Origin of the sequence: Pandoraea sp. NPDC090278 (genome assembly GCF_044772185.1) — a bacterium.
Lineage (GTDB): Bacteria > Pseudomonadota > Gammaproteobacteria > Burkholderiales > Burkholderiaceae > Pandoraea.
Map to the genome: position 1 here is coordinate 275,122 of NZ_JBIVYJ010000002.1, position 20,475 is coordinate 295,596.

A 20,475-nucleotide genomic window follows, 5' to 3' on the forward strand; every position below is an offset into this window, starting at 1 on the left:
GGCTTTGCGCATAGCGCGTGAACGCGTCGGTTATGGAAGCAGTGTATGGGGAGGCCCGAGAAAGATTTTTACTATTTCACTCCTTTCGGCGCACAATAAGAAACGTTCATTTCGCAAAAGGCGATTTAGAGAAATGGAATTACTCGACAACTTTGCGCGGCAAATCCTGCGTCTGCTCCAGATCGACTCGCGCCGTTCAGCGCAGGAACTGTCTGAAAACGTTGGCCTGTCGGCCACGCCGTGCTGGCGGCGCATCAAGGACATGGAGCAAAGTGGCGTGATCCAGCGCTACACGGTGCTGCTCGACCGGGAAAAGCTCGGCCTGCATGTGTGCGCCCTCGCCCACGTGCAACTCACGCGTCACACGGAAGGCGGCACGGAGCAGTTTGAACGCGAGATCCGCACCTGCCCTGAAGTCACCGAGTGCTACAGCACCACCGGCGAGGCGGATTACATCCTCAAGATCGTGGCGCCGGACATCAAGGCGTACGACGCCTTCCTGCATGAGCACATCTTCCGTCTTCCTGCTGTTTCTAACGTTAAAACCAGCGTTGTACTGCGTGAAATCAAGTTCGACACGAGCTTGCCCATCTGACTTCGGGTGATTTCCGCAGGCTTTCCGTAACTTCCCATGCGTTGACATTGCGCAACATCCCCACTTGACGGACCGGGGAATCTTCGCTAAAAATGCAAATGATTCTCATTTAAGTCTTTATCCAAGCTCTTCGTCTCAAGGCCGAACATTGCGGCCGGGTGGCGTGAGATTTTTTCGCCAGCCGCGCCTGCCAGCGTGTAGTGAAGCGTCGAGAGACGTCGCTCACACGCCGATTGCCACGAGCGCTTGCCAGCCAGCAACGGGGTTTTTTGCACTGGGAGCCAGCAGTGAAGCAGTCGTCGAGCGGCGGGGGCCGCGCCTTTGTCATGTCCATGCGCCGGGAACACGGCGCCAACGGTTCAACCAGCGCCATGCATGGCGCACGAACCGAAGCCTCGCGACGCCAACCGGCGTCCGAGTCACGCCGGCGTCTGCATCCGCTCGCAGGCGCGGTGCTTGCCGCGTTCTGGCTGCCTGCCGCTTTCGCGCAACAGGCCCCGGCCGACGGTTCGGCGCAGCCTGCCAAACCCGTCCAGTCCGCCCAGACGATCCAACTCGCGCAGGCATCGCCCAACGCACCGATCCAGCTCGCCGAAGCCAATCTGCGAGAAGTGAACGTGACGGCAACGCGCACACCGACAGCCAGCGAACGCACACCGGCCTCGATCTCGGTCATCACCGATCAGGACATCGAGGAACAGCAGGCCCAGGACATCAAGGAAGCGCTGCGCTATGAGCCGGGTGTAACCGTGCGTCGTGCGCCGTATCGTCCGGCCTCTGCTGCCGCCGGTGGCGGTCGCGATGGCAACTCCAGCATCAACATCCGCGGTCTCGAAGGTAATCGCGTCGCGCTGTTCGAAGACGGTATCCGCATGCCCTCCTCGTACTCGTTCGGTCCGCTCGAAGCCGGTCGTGGCGACTACATGGGCATGGATCTGCTGCGCCGCATCGAAATCCTGCGCGGCCCGGCGTCGTCGCTGTACGGCAGCGACGGTCTGACCGGCGTCGTCAACTTCCTCACCAAAGATCCGCAGGACCTGCTCGACGTGTTCGGCAAGTCCACCTACTTCTCGCTGCGTCCGTACTACAACTCGATGGACCGCAGCTTCGGCACGACCGCGCAGGCCGCGTGGGGTGGCGAACAGTGGCAAGGCATGTTGATCGTGGACGGCAACAAGGGCCACGAACTCGACGGCAAGGGCTCCAACAATTCCGCGAGTACCGCACGTACGACGGCGAACCCGCAGGACACCAACGGCGACTCGATCCTCGGTAAGCTCGTCTTCAAGGCGACGCCCTTCTCGACGTTCAAGCTCACCGCCGAGAACGTGCGCCGCCGCACGGATTCGGACGTGCTGTCCGCCGTCAATCCGCCCACGACGCTCGGCCTGCATACGAGCGATCGTCTGGAGCGCAACCGCGTCAGCCTCGATTACGACTTCAACGACGCCTCGCAGGCGTACATCCAGAACGCACACGCGCTGGTGTACTTCCAGGACGCGAAGAACAGCCAGTACTCGTACGAAAAACGCACGGCGGGCGACCGCACGCGCGACAACACGTACAAGGAACGCACCGTAGGCGGCTCGCTGCAAGCCGAGAGCAACTTCGAGACGGGTCCGCTCGCGCACAAGCTCGTGTACGGCACCGACGCGAGCCTGGCCTACATCACCAGCTACCGTAACGGCACCGTGCCGGGCGTGGGCGAGTCGTTCCCGAACAAGGCCTTCCCGGACACGAACTACACGCTCTTCGGCGCGTTCCTTCAGGACGAAATCCGTTACGGCGCGCTGACCGTCACGCCAGGTATCCGTTACGACGCCTACTGGCTCACGCCCAAGCAGAACGACCCGCTGTACGTCTCGCAGACGGCATCGGGCGCACGCGTGCAGCCGACGTCGTCGAACGACTCCGCTTTCTCGCCGCGCATCGCCGTGATGTACGAGATCGCACCGTCGCTGATTCCGTACGTGCAATACGCCCGCGGCTTCCGCACGCCGACGCCCGATCAGGTCAACAACGGCTTCTCGAATCCGATCTTCGGCTACATGTCGATCGCGAATCCGAACCTCAAGCCTGAGACGAGTGACACCATCGAGCTGGGTCTGCGCGGCCGTCTGGCCACCACGCTGGGCCCTGTGACGTACAGCACCGCCGTGTTCGCGGGCAAGTACCGCAACTTCATCTCGCAGCAGAACATCAGCGGCTCAGGCCGTCCGAACGATCCGCTGATCTACCAGTACGTCAACTTCAGCCGCGCCAACATTCAGGGTTGGGAAGGCCGTGCGACGTGGGCGCTCAAGGGCGGCATTACGTTGCGCACCGCCATGGCGTACACGCACGGCACGACCGAAGACAACGGCGCGGCGAGCCAGCCGCTCAACACCATCAACCCGTTCTCGATGGTTCTGGGTGTGCGCTACGAGCCGAACAGCACCTGGTTCGCGCAGGCCGACCTGATGTTCCAGGCCGCCAAGTCGCAAAGCCAGATCGCGAAGACCTGCACGGCCGGTACGCAGCAGAACCAGAACTGCTGGGCACCGCCGACCTCCATCGTGTTCGACTTGTCCGGTGGCTATCACATCAACAAGCACGCCACGGTGTACGCCGGGATCTACAACGTGTTCGACCGCAAGTACTGGAACTGGTCGGACGTTCGCAACCTCGCCGACAACTCCAACGTCAAGGACGCCTATTCGGCACCGGGCCGCAGCGTGGCTGTGAGCCTGAAGCTTCAGTACTGATCCTTCCGGACCAGTCGTCAGAACCGCGCCGACGCGGACAGCTCAACGTATGAGCTTCACCCCGTCGGCGCATGCCAGCCATCCGCTATCGCCAGCAAACACGCTATTCAAGGAACTGCCATGATGAACGCTCAAAACGCCACTTCCACCGCCCGCCCGGCATTCCCCGCGCTCGCCGACGTCACCCGTCTGCGCAGCGAATTCCAACGAGTGAAGACGGAACAGAACCTGCGCGATCGCGACGCCGCCGCCGCACTCGGTGTGTCCGAAGGGGAGACGGTCGCAGCATTCGTCGGCGAGCACGTCGTGCGCCTGCGTCCGGAATTCGTCGAGATCGTCGAAGCGCTGCCTGCGCTCGGACGCGTCATGGCGCTCACGCGCAATAACGCCGCCGTCCACGAGAAGGACGGTCAGTACGAAAAGCTCTCGCATCAGGGCACCATCGGTCTGGGTCTGGGCAAGGACCTCGACCTGCGCATCTTCTATCACCAGTGGGCCTACGGTTACGCCGTCGAAACACCTGCGGAAAACGGCCCGCGCCGCTCGCTGCAATTCTTCGACAAGTCCGGCACCGCCGTGCACAAGATGTTCCTGCGCGATCACAGCGACGTCGCCGCCTTTGAAGCGCTCGTCGCCCGTTTCCGCGCCGACGATCAGACGCCGGGTCAGCACGTTGTCGCGGCCGACGCCCCGAAGGCCGAGACCCCCGACGCCGACATCGACGCCGACGCCTTCCAGCGCGACTGGCTTGCGATGACCGACACTCACCAGTTCTTCGACATGCTCAAGCGTCACGGTGTGTCGCGCGCGCAGGCATTGCGTCTCGCGCCCGCCGGTCACGCGCAACGCGTGTCGTCCGCCTCCGTCCGTACGCTGCTCGAAGACGCTGCCGGTACCGATCTGCCGATCATGATCTTCGTCGGCAATGCGGGCATGATCCAGATCCACACCGGCCCGGTGAAGAACATTCGCATGATGGGCCCGTGGGTCAACATCCTCGATCCGGGCTTCAATCTGCATCTGCGCGAAGACCTCGTCGACACCGCATGGATCGTGCGCAAGCCGACGGCGGACGGCATCGTCTCGTCGCTCGAACTGCTCGACGCCTCGGGCATGGTGATCGCCATGTTCTTCGGCGAGCGCAAGCCGGGTCAGGCCGAACGCGAAGACTGGCGCGCGACGCTGGTGCGTGTGGAGGGTTCGCAAGGGGTCGCGGAGGCATCAGCGTGACCAAGCCCAACGAGAACAATCCGGTCGACGCATCCGAGGCACGCGGGACATCCCGCGTTTCACGTCGCGCCCTGCTCGGCGGTGGCGCGACGCTCGCCGCAGGCGCATGGCTCGGCGCACTGTTCCCGCATGCCCTCGTAGGCGCGGCGCATGCGGCAACGGATGCCTCCGTCGCCAAGGACGGCCCGAAGCGCGTGATCGTCGCCGGTGGCGCGCTGACGGAAATCGTCTACGCACTCGGCGCGCAGAATCGCGTGATCGCCAACGATCTGACGAGCCTGTATCCGGAAGCGGCGACCAAGCTGCCCAAGATCGGCTACCTGCGCACGCTCTCGGCCGAGGGTGTGCTCTCGCTGCATCCCGATCTGTTGCTCGCAGGCGCCGAAGCCGGGCCGCCCAACGTGCTGTCGCAGATTGCGGCCGCAGGCGTGACCGTGCAGCACTTCAAGCACGGTTATACGGCCGAGCTGGTGCGCGACAACATTCGCGGTGTCGCGAACGCGATGAAGCTGAACGACGAAGGCATGCGCGTGTCAGGACGTTTCATGTCCGACTGGATTCAGGTGCGTGGCAAGGTCGAAGAGATGTACGGCATTCAGAAGCGTCCGCGCGTGCTGTTCATCCTCGGTCACACAGGCAATCAGGTGATGGTCGCGGGGCAGGACACCGCCGCCGATGCCATGCTGGCTTACGCCGGTGCCGAGAACGCGCTGCGCGGGTTCAACGGCTACCGTCCGCTGACCGCTGAGGCCGCTGTCGCTGCGCAGCCCGACGTGCTGCTCACGACCACGACGGGACCGTCGCCCGCCGACCCCGCCGCCACGTTGCTCGCGCAGCCGGGACTCGCCAACACACCGGCGGGTCGCGCCAAACGCGTCGTCAGTTTCGATGCCCTGTATCTGCTCGGCTTCGGCCCGCGTCTGCCGCAAGCAGTTGCCGAGCTTGCCAGGCGCGTGCATACCGCCTGAGGGCCGCTGCGAGGCGTGACGTCACGAGCAATTTCGTGACGTCCCCTCCCTCCGGCCCCGAACCCGTCATTCGCCAGCCACTCGCCAGTCATCGTTGCCATGTCAGCCGCTCCTCCGATTCCGAAGCCCATGTCGTCAAGTTCGTCCAGCGCGTCCAGCCGCAGCCGGACCGCGACGCCCAATGCCTCGACCGACCGTCCTGATGTGCCGCGCCATACCGGCGCAGCACGTCGGCGTCCGCCGCGCTGGATCGTCATGACGGTACTCGTCGGCCTGCTCGCCGCCGCGGTGCTGGCCGCGTTGTGTGGCGGCGCATATCGCATCGCGCCCGTCGACGCCATCACCGCCCTATTCCGTGGCGCGACGGGCGACTTTGCGCAGGATCAGGCGCGCAACGTGATGTTGCAGATCCGTTTGCCGCGCATCGTGTTGGGTGTTCTTGTCGGCGCAGGCTTCGGCGCGGCCGGTGCCGCATTGCAGGCGCTCTTTCGCAACCCGCTTGCCGACCCAGGGCTGATCGGCGTAGCGAGCGGCGCGGCGCTTGGTGCCGCTGGCGTGATCGTGCTCGGCGGGGTGTTGCTGCCCGCTGCACTCGCGGCGTCACTCGGCTTGTGGATGCTGCCGCTGGCGGCGTTCGTGGGTGCGCTGGGGGTCACGGCACTCGTCTATCGTCTGGCCGCCGGACGCGGCCGTCTCGCCCTGCCATTGCTCCTGCTCGCAGGCATCGCCATCAATGCCGTCTCCGGAGCCGCCATCGGCTTGCTGACATATCTCGCGAACGATACGCAATTGCGCACGCTCACCTTCTGGACGCTGGGCAGTCTTGGCGGCGCGCAATGGTCGATGCTCGCGGTGATCGTGTGGCCGGTCGCACTGGGCATCGTCGCCCTCGCCTCGCAGTGCCGCTCACTCAATGCGTTGTTGCTCGGGGAAGCCGAAGCGCTGCACCTCGGCGTGGCCGTGCAATCGGTCAAGCGACGCGTGATGGTGGCGTGTGCGTTGTGCGTGGGCGCGTTGGTGGCGTCGAGCGGCATGATCGGTTTCATCGGCCTGATCGCGCCGCACATCGTGCGTCTGGTGGTCGGCCCCGACCCGCGCGCCGTGCTGCCTGCGGCGGCCCTCTTCGGCGCGATTCTGACGCTGCTCGCGGACCTCGTTGCCCGCACGTGGGTCGCGCCTGCCGAATTGCCGCTGGGCATTCTGACGGCGCTGCTCGGTGCGCCCTTCTTCCTCATGCTGCTGTGGCGACGCCGCGGGCAGTTCGGTCTGTGACGGGCGCTTGCGCTCGCCAGACGACCACCGCCTCTGCCGACTGACGACACCGGCCAACATCAGGACATCGCCATGCTCAGTGCCTACGACCTCACCATCGCCCACTCGGATTCACCCGTGCTCGACGGGCTTTCGCTCGACATTCGTCCCGGCGAGTTGCTTGTGTTGCTCGGCCGGAACGGCGCGGGCAAAAGCACCCTGCTCAAGGCGCTGGCGGGCGAACCGTTGCCGCCGCGCACGCACATGAGCGGCGCGATCACGCTCAACGGTGCGCTGCTCTCGCAATACTCGACGGCGGCGCTCGCACGCCTGCGTGCCGTGCTGCCGCAAACGGCACAGCTGTCGTTTCCGTTCAGTGCGCTGGAGATCGTGACGATGGGACGTCTGCCGTTTCCGAAGGCGAGCCGTAGCGACACGGAGATTGCCGCACTCGCGCTCGAACAGGCTGGTGCGCTGTCGCTGATCCATCGCGACGTGATGACGCTCTCAGGCGGGGAATGGGCACGCGTGCAGTTCGCGCGGGTGCTTGCACAGTTGTGGCCTGACGAGAGCGCATCGGCCCCGTCGGTGCCGCGATATCTGTTGCTCGACGAACCGACGGCGGCGCTCGACCTCGCCCATCAACATCATCTGCTGTCGCTCACGCGCACATTGGCAAAGTCATGGGGATTTGGTGCGATGGCCATCGTGCATGACGTGAACCTCGCGGCGCGTCACGCCGACCGTATGGCGTTGCTTGCCGACGGACGCATTCTCGCCACCGGCACGCCACGCGAAGTGATGCGTGCCGATCTGATCGAAACGACGCTGGGCCTGCCGGTGCATGTGATTACGCCAGACACGGCATCGGGATACCCAGTGCCGACGGGAGCATCCGCAGGCGTGCCGTTCGCGTTGCCCGCCTAATGTCCGTCTAACGGCCCGCCGAATTGCTCAGGTGGCGGGCACACCATCCTTCGCAAGATTCGCGCGCGCGCACAACACCGCCGCGAGATCCCACAGCGCATAGCCCACACTCTTGAAGAGCACCGGCCCGCTCGATCGGAAACGGTCGGGTGTGATGATGGCGTCCATCAGGGGTGCGGCGCGTCCCCAATCGATGGCGGCGTGCAGCAGATCGCCCGCCTCGTGCTTCACTTCCCACGTATCGACCACCAGCGTGCCACGCACGGCGGCGTCGCGGCATAGTTGCGGCGGCAACTCGCGCATGTCCGGGCGAAACGCGCCCACGCCCGCAACGAAGATGTCGTCGCGCCAACGCGTCACGTCGCTGTCCGGCAACACCGGTTCGCTGCTGGTCGTCGCCGTGATCACGATGCTGACGGTATTGAGTACGGGCTCGATGGCATCGACCACGGTCGCTTCCACACCGAGCGTCGCGGCGTAATCGGCCAGCGCGTGCGCGCGCTCCGGACTACGCGAGAAGATCATGAAATGACGCGTGCCCATGCCCGCCGCGAAGGCCTCCAGATGCGCCCTCGCCTGCACACCCGCACCGACGATCAGCACCGGCCCCTTCGGACGCGGCGCAAACTTTCTCGCTGCAAAAAGCGTGACGGCAGCGGTACGACGCCCGGTGACGGTCGGTCCGTCGAGCAGCATCTGACGCTCGCCGGTGTTTGGGTCGAACACCATCACCTCTCCGATGATCGACGGTTTGCCCGCACGGCAATTCTCGGGATGCACGGTGATGTGCTTGGTCATCGCGACATCCCGATTGACAGCAGGCATCACGAGCAGCACGCCTGTGCGGCGGCCGCGTTCGGGTTCGGTCAGGGGAAAGTGCAGACGCTCCGGGGCGCGCGCGGTGCCCGAGCGCATCTCCATGAGCATGGCCTCGATACCGTCGGCCAATTGAGGATAGGGCAACAACTGCGCGGTTTGATGCGCATCCAGCGTGATCATCGATTGTCTCCGCTTCGGGGCGTACGCCTTCGGGCGGCGGAGTTTGCACTCGTCGTCGTCGCATCGCGTCACGCTTTGCCAAGTCTGATTTCAGTGTAGCGCGCATCGCGTGAACGCGTCTGCCACATCAAAATTTAATCGTGACATTTCGTATCGTCGCGTCTGATTCAGACCGCTGTGCGAACGATGCGTCATCGCGCACATGCGCTCAGCGGCTCGCATTGCGCATGCGTTTGTCGTCGTTGACGGTCGCACCGCGTACCTCGAAGCGAACACTGTCGCGCACCGTGCCAGATGCGTCGACCAGCTCAAGCGTGTGACGTCCCGGCCACGGCAACCACCCCACACGCGACGTGCCCGAAAGCGGCTTGCCGTCGAGTCGCCACGCCGCGCCTTTGGGCCACGCTGCGGCCACCTGAAACCACAGTCGCTGGTTGGCGGGCGGGATGTCGGGATCGAGTGCGACGATGGTGCCGTCCGTCGGCCCGGCAATGCGCCAGAGCGGGCCGCTCGGGGCCTTCGTGGCGAGTGCGGACAACGCAATCGTGCTCTGCGACGTGCCGGGCAAAAACCACTCCTCGCGTGCCGGTTCGACGTGCTCGGCATACTGCACTGCGACATGCTCCACACCGGGTGGCGGCGCAGGCGGCAAGCTGGCGGTTCGACGATGCAGATAGTCCATCACGCGATGCCAGATCGGCGCGGCACCGGAGACACCGGAGACGTCCCACATCGGCGCGCCGTCCGCGTTACCGACCCAGACACCCACGGTATAGCGACGCGAATATCCGACCGCCCAGTTGTCGCGCATATCCTTGCTGGTGCCTGTCTTCACAGCGGTCCAGTAACGTGTCGAGAGCGGACTGTCGAGACCGAACGTGCGCGTTCTCGCCTGCCGGTCCGCGATCATGTCGGACACAATGAAGCTCACCTGCGGCGAGAAGACCGGGGTACCTCCCTCCGGATGCGTGCGGTTGTCGTCCTTAGCCTTCTTACTCGCCGCCTTATCGTCCGTTCGCGCTCGCGACGTCGACGCGACACGCTCAGGCATGCGCTGGCGAATGCCACTCGCCGTACCGCCATTCGCCAGCGCGCGATACGCATTTGTGAGCGACAGCAACGTCACGTCGGCGCTGCCAAGCGCCAGGCTGAAGCCGTAGTAATCCCCGCTTTGCGTGAGCGGCAAACCGAGCGAGACGAGCGTCTGCGCAAACCGGCGCGGCGTGACCATCACAAGCGTTCGCACAGCAGGCACGTTGAGCGACGAGCCGAGCGCGGTGCGCGCACTGACCCATCCTTTGAAGTGACGATCGTAGTTCTGGGGGATGTACAGGCCACCGCCCGTGGGCAGATCGATGGGCGAATCGTCGAGGAGCGACGCCGCCGTCAGACGCTGCTCGGCAATCGCCTGCGCGTAGAGAAACGGCTTGAGCGTGGAGCCTGCCTGACGCAGCGACGTCACGCCATCCACCTGCGCCGCAGACGACAACGGCCCAGACGATCCGACCCACGCAAGGATGTCGCCGCTCGCGTTGTCGATCACGACAATCGCGCCGTCCTGCACGTTGCGCGCACGGCCCGGAGTGCTCAACTCGCGCAGCGTCTGCCCCAGCGTATTCACCGCCATGCGCTGAAGATTCGCGTCCAGCGTGCTGGTGATGCGTGTGCCCGCTGGTGGACGACTTTCGCTGAACACGCGACGTGCGAAATGCGGCGCGAGACTCACGGCGTCGCGCGTCGCCATCACGCTCGCGGGACGCGAAAACACCAGTTGCGTATAACCTTCCAACCCGCTGCAATCGGCCCCTTGTCCCATGTCCTTCAGAATGCCGCACGCGCGCTGGGAGACGCGCCCGGCAGACGCATTGGGGGCACGCAGCAACGCGACGGCAATCGCCGCCTCACGCGCGTCGAGCCCGACGGGCAGCTTGCCGAACAGCGTTTGCGAGACGGCCGAGATGCCGACGAGTTCGCCGCGAAACGGCACGAGATTCAGATACGCTTCGAGAATCTGGTCCTTGCGCCAGCGCTGCTCCAGCCAGAGCGCCGTCGCTGCCTGTCCGATCTTCTGCGTCACCGACCGGTTGCGCGCACTGGGACGCAGATCGTCGTCTAGCAAGCCCGCTAACTGCATCGTCAGGGTGGACGCGCCACGCGTACGCGAATGCCAGAGATTGCCCCACGCGGCGGCGGCAACACCCCGCCAGTCGACCCCGCTATGTTCGTAGAACCGCTTGTCTTCCGAGACGATCAGCGCCTCACGGAAGGCAGGCGACACGTCGGCCAGCGTCACCCAGTCGCCGCGTTGCGCTTGCATGTCGGCGCGCAGGCGCTGCAGCGGCTCGCCACGACGATCCAGCAAAATCCAGTCGGACGCACGCCAATCCTGGCGCACCTCGTCGAACGACGGCACCGCGTGTGCGACGACCGGCGCCTGAAGCAGCCCGAGCGCCATCACGACACTCAGCACGACTCGACGCATGACACCACGCACAATGCCTCCACGACGCCCATCAGGCACTGCGCACATTGGCTTCATCCTTTCTCATTCAACGGCGACGGTGCCTGCACCGGCGTACGGATCGCCATGACGCCCGCGACGAGCAGCAACTGCGCGAGCGCATACAGAATCCAGATCGCGTATTCCTGCGCGGGCACCGAGCCCACAAAGCGGGTGGTGCCGATGAGCGCATCCGATACCGTGAAGAGCAGCGCACCGACCGGCGCCCATTCGCCCGGGACATCGGCCAGTAGCGCCGCCGAGGCCATCATGGCGAGCACGACGACGTAGCACGCGACCGGCGCCTTCAACGCCCCCATGCCGGACCAGTACAGGGCATACAGAAGCGCCGCCGCAATCCACACAAGAACGATGGCGACGCGATGCCAGCGCGGCACCTGCGCCCACGGCCGACGCACTCGCCAGAACAGCATGAAGTACGCGAGGTGCGCCACCAGAAACGCCCCCAGTCCGAACACGAAGCCCTGCGCGAGCGTCGGGAGCGCGAGCAGCACATCGCCCGCTCCGGAGAAGATGATCGCCGCACAGAGCCAGACCCGCTCGCGCGGCACCCGGTGATACAGCGCGGCGAACAACAGCAGCGCACACAGGAACACCTTCGCGATGGCCTGATCCGCATACGGCGCGCCACGCAACGAGACGGCGTAGGCGGCCCCCGCCACGGCCGCGAGCCACCAGAAGCGGCGTGCCTCGCGCGGCAGCGCCGCCGCAGGCGCAAAGAAGTTCGACGTCATTGCAATCGGTCCCCCATGCGTCATTGCTTGGCCGGTACAACTTGCACCGGCGCGTGCGGCGTCTCGCCATACATCGCAGGTTCGTACATCGCTTCGACGCGCGTAGGCGGCGTGGCGAACTTACCGACGTTGTTCAGACGCACGGTGTACTCGATACGATGCTGCCCCTTCGGCAGATAGTCGTAGTACGCGCGATAGGCGTCCTGCGCGCGCTCTTCGAACGCAGGCATCGCGCCTTCGCTCTTTTCGCCATTTTGGCCCTGCGTCGCAATGACAGAGTCGCGTCCAAGCCCGCCACCCAGTACCGTCGCCCCGCCCGGAATCGGATCGCTCACCACGACCCAGCGCATGTCGGCCTGCGCGTCGATATCGAGACGCACACGCAACACGGCACCCCGCACGAAGCTGTCGCCAGACTTGTCCGCCGCATCCTGCACCTGAATGCTGCGCGTGACGCGATAACCCGCCGCAAACGGCGCTTTGAGCGGAACTGCGGCGACACTCTGAATCGTCGCCCACGGTTTGCCTACGCCGGATTGCTCAAGCCGCAACACGTCACGCGCGTTGTCGGTACCGGCAGCCGCGTTGCTCAGCCACGGCAGCGACACGGTCGGGGGCACGGTGCCTGCCTTGAGCTTGTCCCAGTCGACGCTCTGCACCCCGCCGCTCGTCTGGTTGTCGCGCTGCCACTGGACCGTGGTCTGCCCCGTCGGCGTATCGCGTTCGAAACGCGCCGAGAAGCGGTCCACCGCCAATCCGCCCCAGACGTTGGCCGTCGTTGTCGACCATGCCCCGCGCGACTGAAGACCCAGCAAGCCGATCACGAGACGCGGCATGTCGTCCTGCCATGCCGGGTTCGCGTTCATCAGCAATGCCAGCCGCGCCGCGTTGGTCTCCGGACCGACCATGAGCCACCAAAGCCCGTCGGTGCCCTGCGTCGAGAAGCCCACCCGCGTGCCCTGATACGACAGGCGCGCCCGCAGAATCTGCTCGGCCTGCGCCATGCGCTCAGCACGCTGCGGTGCGTCGGGCAGTCGTTGCAGGATCGCGTACCAGTCGATCACGGCCGACGTCGGCCAGTCGTTCGGGGCAATCGTCAGCGAACCGAGCATGCGGGCGTTGGCGCGCCCATAGCGCGAGAGCGCTTCGATCGCACTGAGCTTGCGCAGCGTCAGGTCGTCGCGCGGTGCCCAGAAGCGCCGCGTGAGGCGGCCTTCCACGAACGCCGTCAGTCCGTCCTCCATGCGCGCGAGCGCATCTTCCGGAAGACCGTAAGCGGGATCCAGCGCTTTCGCCTCGTTGCTCATCGCAAGCAGATAGGCCGTCAGCGTATCGCTGCCCTGATTGGCGAAACCCTCCTGCGGCGGGAAGTAGCTCGCGAGGCCATCTTCGTCGAGATACGACGGCAATGTGCCCATCACGCGCTTCCACTGCGCAACGTCGCGCAAGCCGAGCGCCTTGGACGCCTGCTGCTCCAGACAAGCATACGGATACAGCTCGAACCAGCGCTTCACCCCCGGCAATCCCTGCGACAGGCGTGGCTGCATGTTGACGCGCACGCCACCCCGCAACTTGCCCGTGCTGTCCGCCACCGCCCCTGCGGGCGGCGCCATCGGCAACGTGAGGCTGCCTTCGACCTGCGTGAGCACCGACTGCTGCACCGTCGCTGGCAGGGACGGCTGAATGTCCTGCCCCACCTTGATCGCGTCACTCGCGGCGGGCGCACCGCCCGCTGCCGGTGCCTGCGCACTGACCTCCCACAGCACCCGCTGCGCACGCGTGTCGGCCAGCCCCGTCGGCGCGGTGACTTCCCACATCACCTCACGCGACTCCCCGGCTGGCACGTCGATGCGTTGCGGTGCGAGCGTGAGTTGCGTCGCACGCGCGGTCAGTTGCACCTGCATGGCGTGCTGCGTCGTATTACGCACGGTGAACTGCGCACGGTAGTTGTCGCCTTCGCGAACCAGCGGTGGCAATCCCGAGATCAGTTGCAGGTCCTGCGTCGAGCGTATCGTCGCCGAACCGGTACCGAACCAGCCAAGCGCCTGCGTGCCGGGCTTGCCGTCATCCGCCACTGCCACGATCCGGAAACTCGACAGCGAGTCGTTGAGCGGCACGTCGACCGTCGCCTCGCCCTTGTCGTCGAGCACCACGCGCGGCTGCCACAGCAACAGCGTATCGAACAGCTCGCGCGTCGGACTCTTGCCCCCGCCGCCACCGGCAGGCACCGCTTTGCGCCCGTAGTGACGACGGCCAATGATCTCCATTTGCGCCGTCGCCGTCGTGACGGTGTAGCTGCGGCGCTGCCACATGGCATCGAGCAGATTCCAGCTCGTGTTGGGGGCGAGTTCGAGCAGGGCTTCGTCCACCGCGGCGACCGCGACCTCCGAACCTGCTGCGACCGGCTTCCCGTCTGGCTGCGTGACCTTGATGCGGACCTTCGCGTGACCGCGCACGGGATAGGTCGCTGCGTCAGGCTTCACTTCCACGGCAAGGCGCTGGCCCGCCGTCCCCACACGCAACTCGGTCAGACCGAACCGGTATGCGGGCTTGCCCAGGTCGACCAGACCGGTCGGGGCCTGATATTCGCGGCCCTCGTACCAGAACGCGCGGAACCACTCCAGAGGCTGTTTCCACCCCCACTGGAAGAAGGAGTACCAGGGCACTTCGTGGATGCGTCCGCGCACCGCAAGCACCGAGACATAGACGTTCGGCCCCCACGCCGGATCGACCTTCAGCGAGATGTTCGGATCCTTGCCCGAAATCTCCACCGTACGCGTCTCCATCACGCCTTCGCGCTCGATGGCCACCAGCGCCGTTGCCGAACGGAACGGCATGCGCACCTGCAACTTGGCCGTCTCGCCCGGCTCGTAAGCGCGACGCTCCGGCAGCACGTCCATCCGGTCGGTGTTGTCACCGCCGAACCAGACTTCGCCCCGGCCCGTAACCCACACACCGGTCGTCGACGTGCTCAGGTTGCCCTTGTCGTCCTTCGCCTGCGCGACCAGCGTGATCTCGCCCGGCTGGGAGAGCGATACGTCGCAGGACAACTCGCCACGCTCGTCCGTCTTGCCACTGCACACCTTGCCGAGATCCTTGACCTCGGTGCGGTTGTCGTAGGCATAGAAGCCACCCACCATCCGCTTACGGCTGCTCGTGGTGATACGCGCCTCCGCGCGCACCTCCATCGCCACGCCCGACCTCGGCTTGCCCTGCAAATCCAGCGCCAGCGCCTTGACCGGCAGCTTGTTGGTCACCGACACCCAGCTTTCGCTGCGCACGCCGGTGATCAGGTTGGCTGGCCACAAGGTGGCGTTTCCGCGAAGCGTCTGAATCTCGCCGTTCGGATCGGCAAAGCTCGCTTCGAGCACCAGATCGCTCGGACGGTCGACCTTCGGCAGATCCTTCAGCGTCAACGTGCCTGCCCCGTTGCGGTCGAGCACGAGCCGTTGCTTGTCGGCCACCAGCTTCTGGTCGCTCGACCCCGAACTTTCGTCGTTGCCCTGATCGTCATCGTCGCCACCCGATTGGGCGGACGGCGGACGATAGGGCGTGAAGCTGTAATCGTCGTACCCGTCGAACGTGAGATCGCGCACGCGCATCAATGCCGACACGCGCACCGGCAGATTGCCCGCCGGTCCTCCCGCGACGTAGTTCACCTGCACATTCACCGGCGCTTCGGTCTTGTTGATCAGCGGCGACTTCGCGGCATCGCGTACGCCAATCGATCCAGCCAGCACCGGCAGACGGAACGCCTCCACGCGGAAATGCCCGGCGTCGAGCGACTGCGGATAGGTCTTCGGCCGCGAATCGTTGTCCGTGTAGTCCAGCGTCACCGCGTATTCGCCCAGCTTCGCGCCCTGCGGAATCTGGAAGGTGTTCTCGGCCAGTCGTCCGTTACGCCAGGTGAGGGGCTGCGTGTACGTCTGGCCTGAGCCCTCGTGCGTGATCGTCATTTGCGACGGCAGGCTCGCCGGTAATGCCAGCCCCTGCATCGTCTCCTGACGGATGAAGTGCTTCATCGACACCGTCTCGCCCACACGGAACAGCATGCGATCGAACACCGTCTGCGCGCGCACGGTCGGGCTGTTGCCGCCGTCGGTCGGCACATGGAAGCGCCACGGTTCAATGCCGCGATCCCAATCGGACGACACGAATGCCATATCGGGATCGTTGCCCTGCGTGCGCGCCACTACGAAGTAGCCCGAGCGGCCCGTCTTCTGGCAGTACTTGTAACGTTCGAGCGCCTTGTCGATCTTCGCCACGCCCGTCTTGTCGGTGACGGCCGTCGCGACTTCACTGCCGTCACAGTCGAGCACGCGCACCTTCGCGTTGGCGACCGGCTGCCCCTTGTCGAGCGTCGTGACCCATGCGACCGCATTCTCGCGCCCCATCTTGAAGTGCACGCCGAGATTGGTCACCAGCACCGTGGTGCGCACGTACATCGGCAACGACTTGCCCAACAGCGCCGCCCCAAGCGAGGGGGATGCCAGTTCCACGACATAGAAGCCGGGCTTCTGGAACGGAATACCGACCACTTCGAACGGCCGGGGATCCTTCTCCTTCGGCACGGGCAGCGTCAGGGCCTGAACCCCCTGCAGCCCCGAGAGCAGGGAAAGACTGCGCGTGTCGTATCGCGTGACCTTCTCTTCGACGATGGCCGCCGCGTTGGGTCCAAACGCTTCCTTCGCAGCTGGTGCCGTCAGAATCGACGGCATTTCCTGCGCGATCTGCTTGCGCGTCATCGTCGTCTCGTCGAAGCGACGCACGCGCGACATCCACGTCAGCACATCGGCGTCATCGTCGACACGCAATTGCAACGTCCGCCCCGCGTCGCCCACTTTCGCCGCTTCGCCCGCGACGCCGAGACCATTGATTTGCAGCGCAGATTCGACCTTGCGCAATGTCACCGGCAGCATCGGCGGCATACCCGGCTCGGCGAATCGCTCCACGATGCCGAAAGGTGCCGCAGCAAACTTGGCCAACGGCGGCATCGTTGCCGTCTTCGTTTTCAACGGGAATTCGCTGGCGTTATCAAGCGCGCGGCCGCTGTCATCCGTAAAGCCTTTCGGCAGGGTGATCGTCAGCTCGGCCTTTTCCGGGAACGGCGCATCGAAGGTAACCTCGCTCACGCTCGACGAGCGGTCCGAATCGCTAGCCTTCGGCGACCGTTCGGCCCCTGCTCCCTGCAGGCGAATCTTCGCGGCCATGTCTCGCGCTACGTGCGAACTGAACGACAGACGCAGCGGACGCAACGGCGTACACGGCGCATTGGCATTCTCGCGCTCGCAACTGAAGCTCGCCGTAAATGGCTCACGTACTTCGTATTCGAAACGGCGTGCCTGTTTGGTCGGCACCCCGGACGGCGTGGCAATCCCCGCCCCCCAGACCAGATGCATCTTCGCACCGGCCGCAAGCGTGCGATTGCATTGCAGCATGACGACGCGCGCCGACTGCTTGTCGAGATTGAATCGCTTTAGCAACGCGGTGCGCGTGTCGCCCTCGATCCACTTGACGCCGATACGCTCGCCCACGCCCTCCGTTTCACACCAGGCGTTCTGGCGCACGCTGGCAGGCGTTGCCGCCCCGTTGAGCGTGAGAATGAAAATCTGGTTTTCGTCGATAGGACCGTACGACGGACGGATAGACGAGACGGCGGGACCACCAGTATTGAATGCGTATTTCGTGGTGCCGGAGAGTGCGGTGCCAGAGACGGCGGACAGGCCGCTGCGCATCTCGACGGAACATTTCGCGCCCGGCGGCAAATCGCTCTTGAAGTCGAAGACCCAGATCTTGGGTTCGAGCCAGTGACCGTCGCCGGTCAGCGTCGCATCCGTACAACGCACGGTAGCGGGCGCGGTCGCCCGGGGATCGCCTGCGGGCACGATCGCTTCGTCGAACTTGACGACGACCTGATTCACACTCGCGACCTCGCCCTGCGGGCTGACGCTTACGACGCGAGCGGCCTGTGCTGGCGACGCCATGACAATTCCAAGACTCAGCGCCGCCCACGCCAACGGCGCGGTCGGCCAGACGCGTTGCGTTCGGCTATGCATGCCGGACTCCTCCCGGGTTCTGGTGAGGCGATTCTAACCCGCAGTCTTTGGCATATCGAACCGTTTCCCAACAGAACTTGGGCGGAAAACGATATTTGGGATGAGATCCCCGTTGGGGTCGGAATCGTCCGGACAGTCGCTCGGAATTCGCTTCGAAAATCTTGCGAATGGGCTAAACAAGAAAGCGCCCTATGTCACACTGGCGCTTCCCGCATTCGTCACCTGCGCTGCCCATGTCCATCGCCTTTCTGCACCCGAAGAAGAACGCGCTGGTCTATCTCGTCAAGATTCTTACCGGGTCGCTGATCGTCTGGTTCGGCCTGCGCGCCGCAGGCTTTCCCGAACCGTACTGGGCGATGATCTCGCTCATCATCGTGACCGAGCCCGATCCATTGCAGGCCCGCAGCAACTTCAAGGCGCGTTCGATCAACACGATCACCGGGGCGGTCGTGGCATGTATCGTGCTGCTGGTGATGGGGCCGGGTCTGGCGGCGATGCTGGTGGGCATTACGATCGCGACGCTCGCCGCGATGCTGGTGCAGAACTATCCGGCGAATTGGCGTCTGGGGCCAGCCACGGTGGTGATTCTGATGTCGGCGGCGCTCAGCGGACAGGGGCAAGGGCTGCACGAAGAGCTCAGCCTCGCCATGCTGCGCGTGATCGAAGTGTTGATCGGCTCCACCGTCGCGCTTATCCAGTCATTGATCTACGGACGCTACGTGAAGCCGTGGCTAATGCCGGAGGATTGAACCCCGTCCCGGGGCAACGCGGCAGCTAGTGCCGCGCAGCGTCACCCTCATGCCGACATCGACAGCGATCAGCGTGACGCCGGACGGTTGTTCGACAGATAGCTCAGCGGCAATGCGTTGCTGCGCTTGAATGCGCTCAGCACGATGTTCGAGCGCACGTTCTCCACGCCCGGCACCTGCATCAGCCGCTTCATCACGAACGCCGACAAGGCGTTCAGATCCGGCACCACGATCCTCAACAGGTAATCGGCTTCGCCCACCACAGCGTGGCACTCCAGCACTTCGGGCAACAGATCGATCTCCGCCTGAAACCGTTCGATGACCTGATCGCCATGATGTTGCAGGCGCAGGGTCGTGAACGCCGTCACCGCCAGGCCTAATGCCTCGGGGCGCAACACCACGCGATACCCCTCGATCACGCCCGCGGCTTCGAGCCGTTGCAGGCGTCGACCGATCTGCGACGCCGACAACGCCACATGCTCTGCCAACTGGTGATGGGTGGCCCGGCCTTCCTTCTGCAAGGCGTCCAAAAGGGCCAAATCGAAGCTATCCAGATCAAGCATGACGATTCTCCGCAATAAATCACATTTTTATGCGAAATTTATGCAAACGACTTTCACCACAGGCGCATTATGCGCCCATTTCGCATGCCATGCGCAATACACTTTCAATCATTGTCACCGCTTAACTGAGTCGTTCGCATCATGTCCCTTACTGCCATGCTCCAGGAGCAATTCGACGCAGGTCTCACGACCCGCTCCGACTTCACCATCGATCAACCCGTCGAGCAATACGGCGCGGTCGATCACGCGGTGTGGCAGCAGCTGTACGAACGCCAGACGGCGATGTTGCCCGGCCGTGTCTGCGATGCCTTCATGGAAGGCATTCGTGCTCTGGACATGGACGCGCGTCGCGTTCCGGAGTTCGAACGTCTGAACGAAAAGCTGATGGCAGCCACCGGCTGGCAGGTCGTGGCGGTGCCCGGTCTCGTGCCGGACGAAGTCTTCTTCGACCACCTCGCCAATCGCCGTTTCCCGGCGACCTGGTGGATGCGCCGTCCGGACCAGCTCGACTACCTTCAGGAACCCGATTGCTTCCACGACGTGTTCGGTCACGTGCCGCTGCTCGCCAATCCCGTGTTTGCCGACTTCATGCAGGCCTATGGGAAAGCGGGCACGGTTGCACAATCGCTCGGCGCGCTGCCGCTGCTGGCACGTCTGTACTGGTACACGGTTGAATTCGGTTTGATGCGTGACGGCGACGGTCTGCGGATCTATGGCGCGGGCATCGTATCGAGCCGTGGTGAAACGGAGTTCTCACTGACCTCGCGCGAGCCGAATCGCATCGGCTTCTCGCTCGAACGCGTACTGCGCACGCAATACCGCATCGATACGTTTCAACAGACGTACTTCGTCATCGACGACTTCGCCCAACTGTTCGACGCCATGCGCGCCGACCTCCCGGCGCTGTTTAAGGCGTTTGCCGAACAGCCGTCGTTCGAAGCCAACGCACGCCGCCCGGAAGACACGCAGATTCTGCTGCCGGCATGATGGCACGGCCCCGGGGCGACCCGGGCCCATTCGTCCCAAGCCCCCTTCAAGCGCGATCAGACAGCGCTTACACACGTGCGCCGCCCGCCTGTGAAACAATAGGCCGAATGAACCGGCGAACCGGCGAACCGGCCGTTCATGGTTGCAAGAA

The 20,475-nt window shown here is 64.6% G+C and carries 13 protein-coding genes; 8 read left to right on the forward strand and 5 right to left on the reverse strand.

Annotated features, from left to right (window positions below):
- Positions 1-133 precede the first annotated feature (133 nt).
- The 6 genes from ACIQWO_RS09640 to ACIQWO_RS09665 all read left to right on the forward strand — a co-directional run bounded on the left by ACIQWO_RS09640 (position 134) and on the right by ACIQWO_RS09665 (position 7,715).
- A complete protein-coding gene (locus ACIQWO_RS09640; protein ID WP_039394177.1) occupies positions 134-595 on the forward strand; it encodes an Lrp/AsnC family transcriptional regulator in 462 nt (153 codons plus the stop codon).
- A gap of 371 nt (positions 596-966) precedes the next feature.
- Positions 967-3,339 (forward strand): TonB-dependent hemoglobin/transferrin/lactoferrin family receptor, encoded by a 2,373-nt coding sequence (locus ACIQWO_RS09645; RefSeq protein WP_402823889.1) that lies wholly within the window; start codon positions 967-969, stop codon positions 3,337-3,339.
- A 120-nt stretch (positions 3,340-3,459) separates the two neighbouring features.
- Positions 3,460-4,569, forward strand: coding sequence for a hemin-degrading factor (locus ACIQWO_RS09650; RefSeq protein WP_402822509.1), 1,110 nt, complete (start codon positions 3,460-3,462; stop codon positions 4,567-4,569).
- A 71-nt stretch (positions 4,570-4,640) separates the two neighbouring features.
- Positions 4,641-5,537, forward strand: coding sequence for a hemin ABC transporter substrate-binding protein (locus ACIQWO_RS09655; protein WP_402823892.1), 897 nt, complete (start codon positions 4,641-4,643; stop codon positions 5,535-5,537).
- 129 nt (positions 5,538-5,666) lie between these two features.
- Positions 5,667-6,809 (forward strand): FecCD family ABC transporter permease, encoded by a 1,143-nt coding sequence (locus tag ACIQWO_RS09660; RefSeq protein ID WP_402822512.1) that lies wholly within the window; start codon positions 5,667-5,669, stop codon positions 6,807-6,809.
- Positions 6,810-6,875: 66 nt separating this feature from the next.
- Positions 6,876-7,715, forward strand: coding sequence for a heme ABC transporter ATP-binding protein (locus ACIQWO_RS09665; RefSeq protein WP_402823895.1), 840 nt, complete (start codon positions 6,876-6,878; stop codon positions 7,713-7,715).
- A gap of 27 nt (positions 7,716-7,742) precedes the next feature.
- Here the strand turns inward: ACIQWO_RS09665 and ACIQWO_RS09670 are convergent, their stop codons facing one another.
- From ACIQWO_RS09670 to ACIQWO_RS09685, 4 genes are all read right to left on the reverse strand, one after another.
- Positions 7,743-8,714, reverse strand: a complete 972-nt coding sequence (locus ACIQWO_RS09670; protein ID WP_402822515.1) for a delta(1)-pyrroline-2-carboxylate reductase family protein — start codon at positions 8,712-8,714, stop codon at positions 7,743-7,745.
- Between the two features lie 208 nt (positions 8,715-8,922).
- Entirely contained in the window at positions 8,923-11,196 is a 2,274-nt protein-coding gene (gene pbpC / locus ACIQWO_RS09675; protein ID WP_402822518.1) for a penicillin-binding protein 1C, read from the reverse strand.
- Positions 11,197-11,249: 53 nt separating this feature from the next.
- A complete protein-coding gene (locus ACIQWO_RS09680) occupies positions 11,250-11,969 on the reverse strand; it encodes a lysoplasmalogenase (protein WP_402822521.1) in 720 nt (239 codons plus the stop codon).
- A gap of 20 nt (positions 11,970-11,989) precedes the next feature.
- Complete coding sequence (locus ACIQWO_RS09685; RefSeq protein WP_402822524.1) at positions 11,990-18,025, reverse strand: MG2 domain-containing protein; 6,036 nt, start codon at positions 18,023-18,025, stop codon at positions 11,990-11,992.
- Positions 18,026-18,258: 233 nt separating this feature from the next.
- Here ACIQWO_RS09685 and ACIQWO_RS09690 point away from each other — a divergent pair, with 233 nt between their 5' ends.
- Complete coding sequence (locus ACIQWO_RS09690) at positions 18,259-18,774, forward strand: FUSC family protein (protein ID WP_046290244.1); 516 nt, start codon at positions 18,259-18,261, stop codon at positions 18,772-18,774.
- A 68-nt stretch (positions 18,775-18,842) separates the two neighbouring features.
- Here ACIQWO_RS09690 and ACIQWO_RS09695 read toward each other — a convergent pair whose 3' ends face one another.
- Entirely contained in the window at positions 18,843-19,337 is a 495-nt protein-coding gene (locus tag ACIQWO_RS09695; protein WP_039394205.1) for an Lrp/AsnC family transcriptional regulator, read from the reverse strand.
- Between the two features lie 141 nt (positions 19,338-19,478).
- Between ACIQWO_RS09695 and phhA the strand changes: the two genes are divergently transcribed.
- The gene (phhA, locus tag ACIQWO_RS09700) at positions 19,479-20,324 is read left to right on the forward strand and encodes a phenylalanine 4-monooxygenase (RefSeq protein ID WP_150810860.1); all 846 of its coding nucleotides are present in this window, start codon (positions 19,479-19,481) and stop codon (positions 20,322-20,324) included.
- The last annotated feature ends 151 nt before the right edge of the window (positions 20,325-20,475 follow it).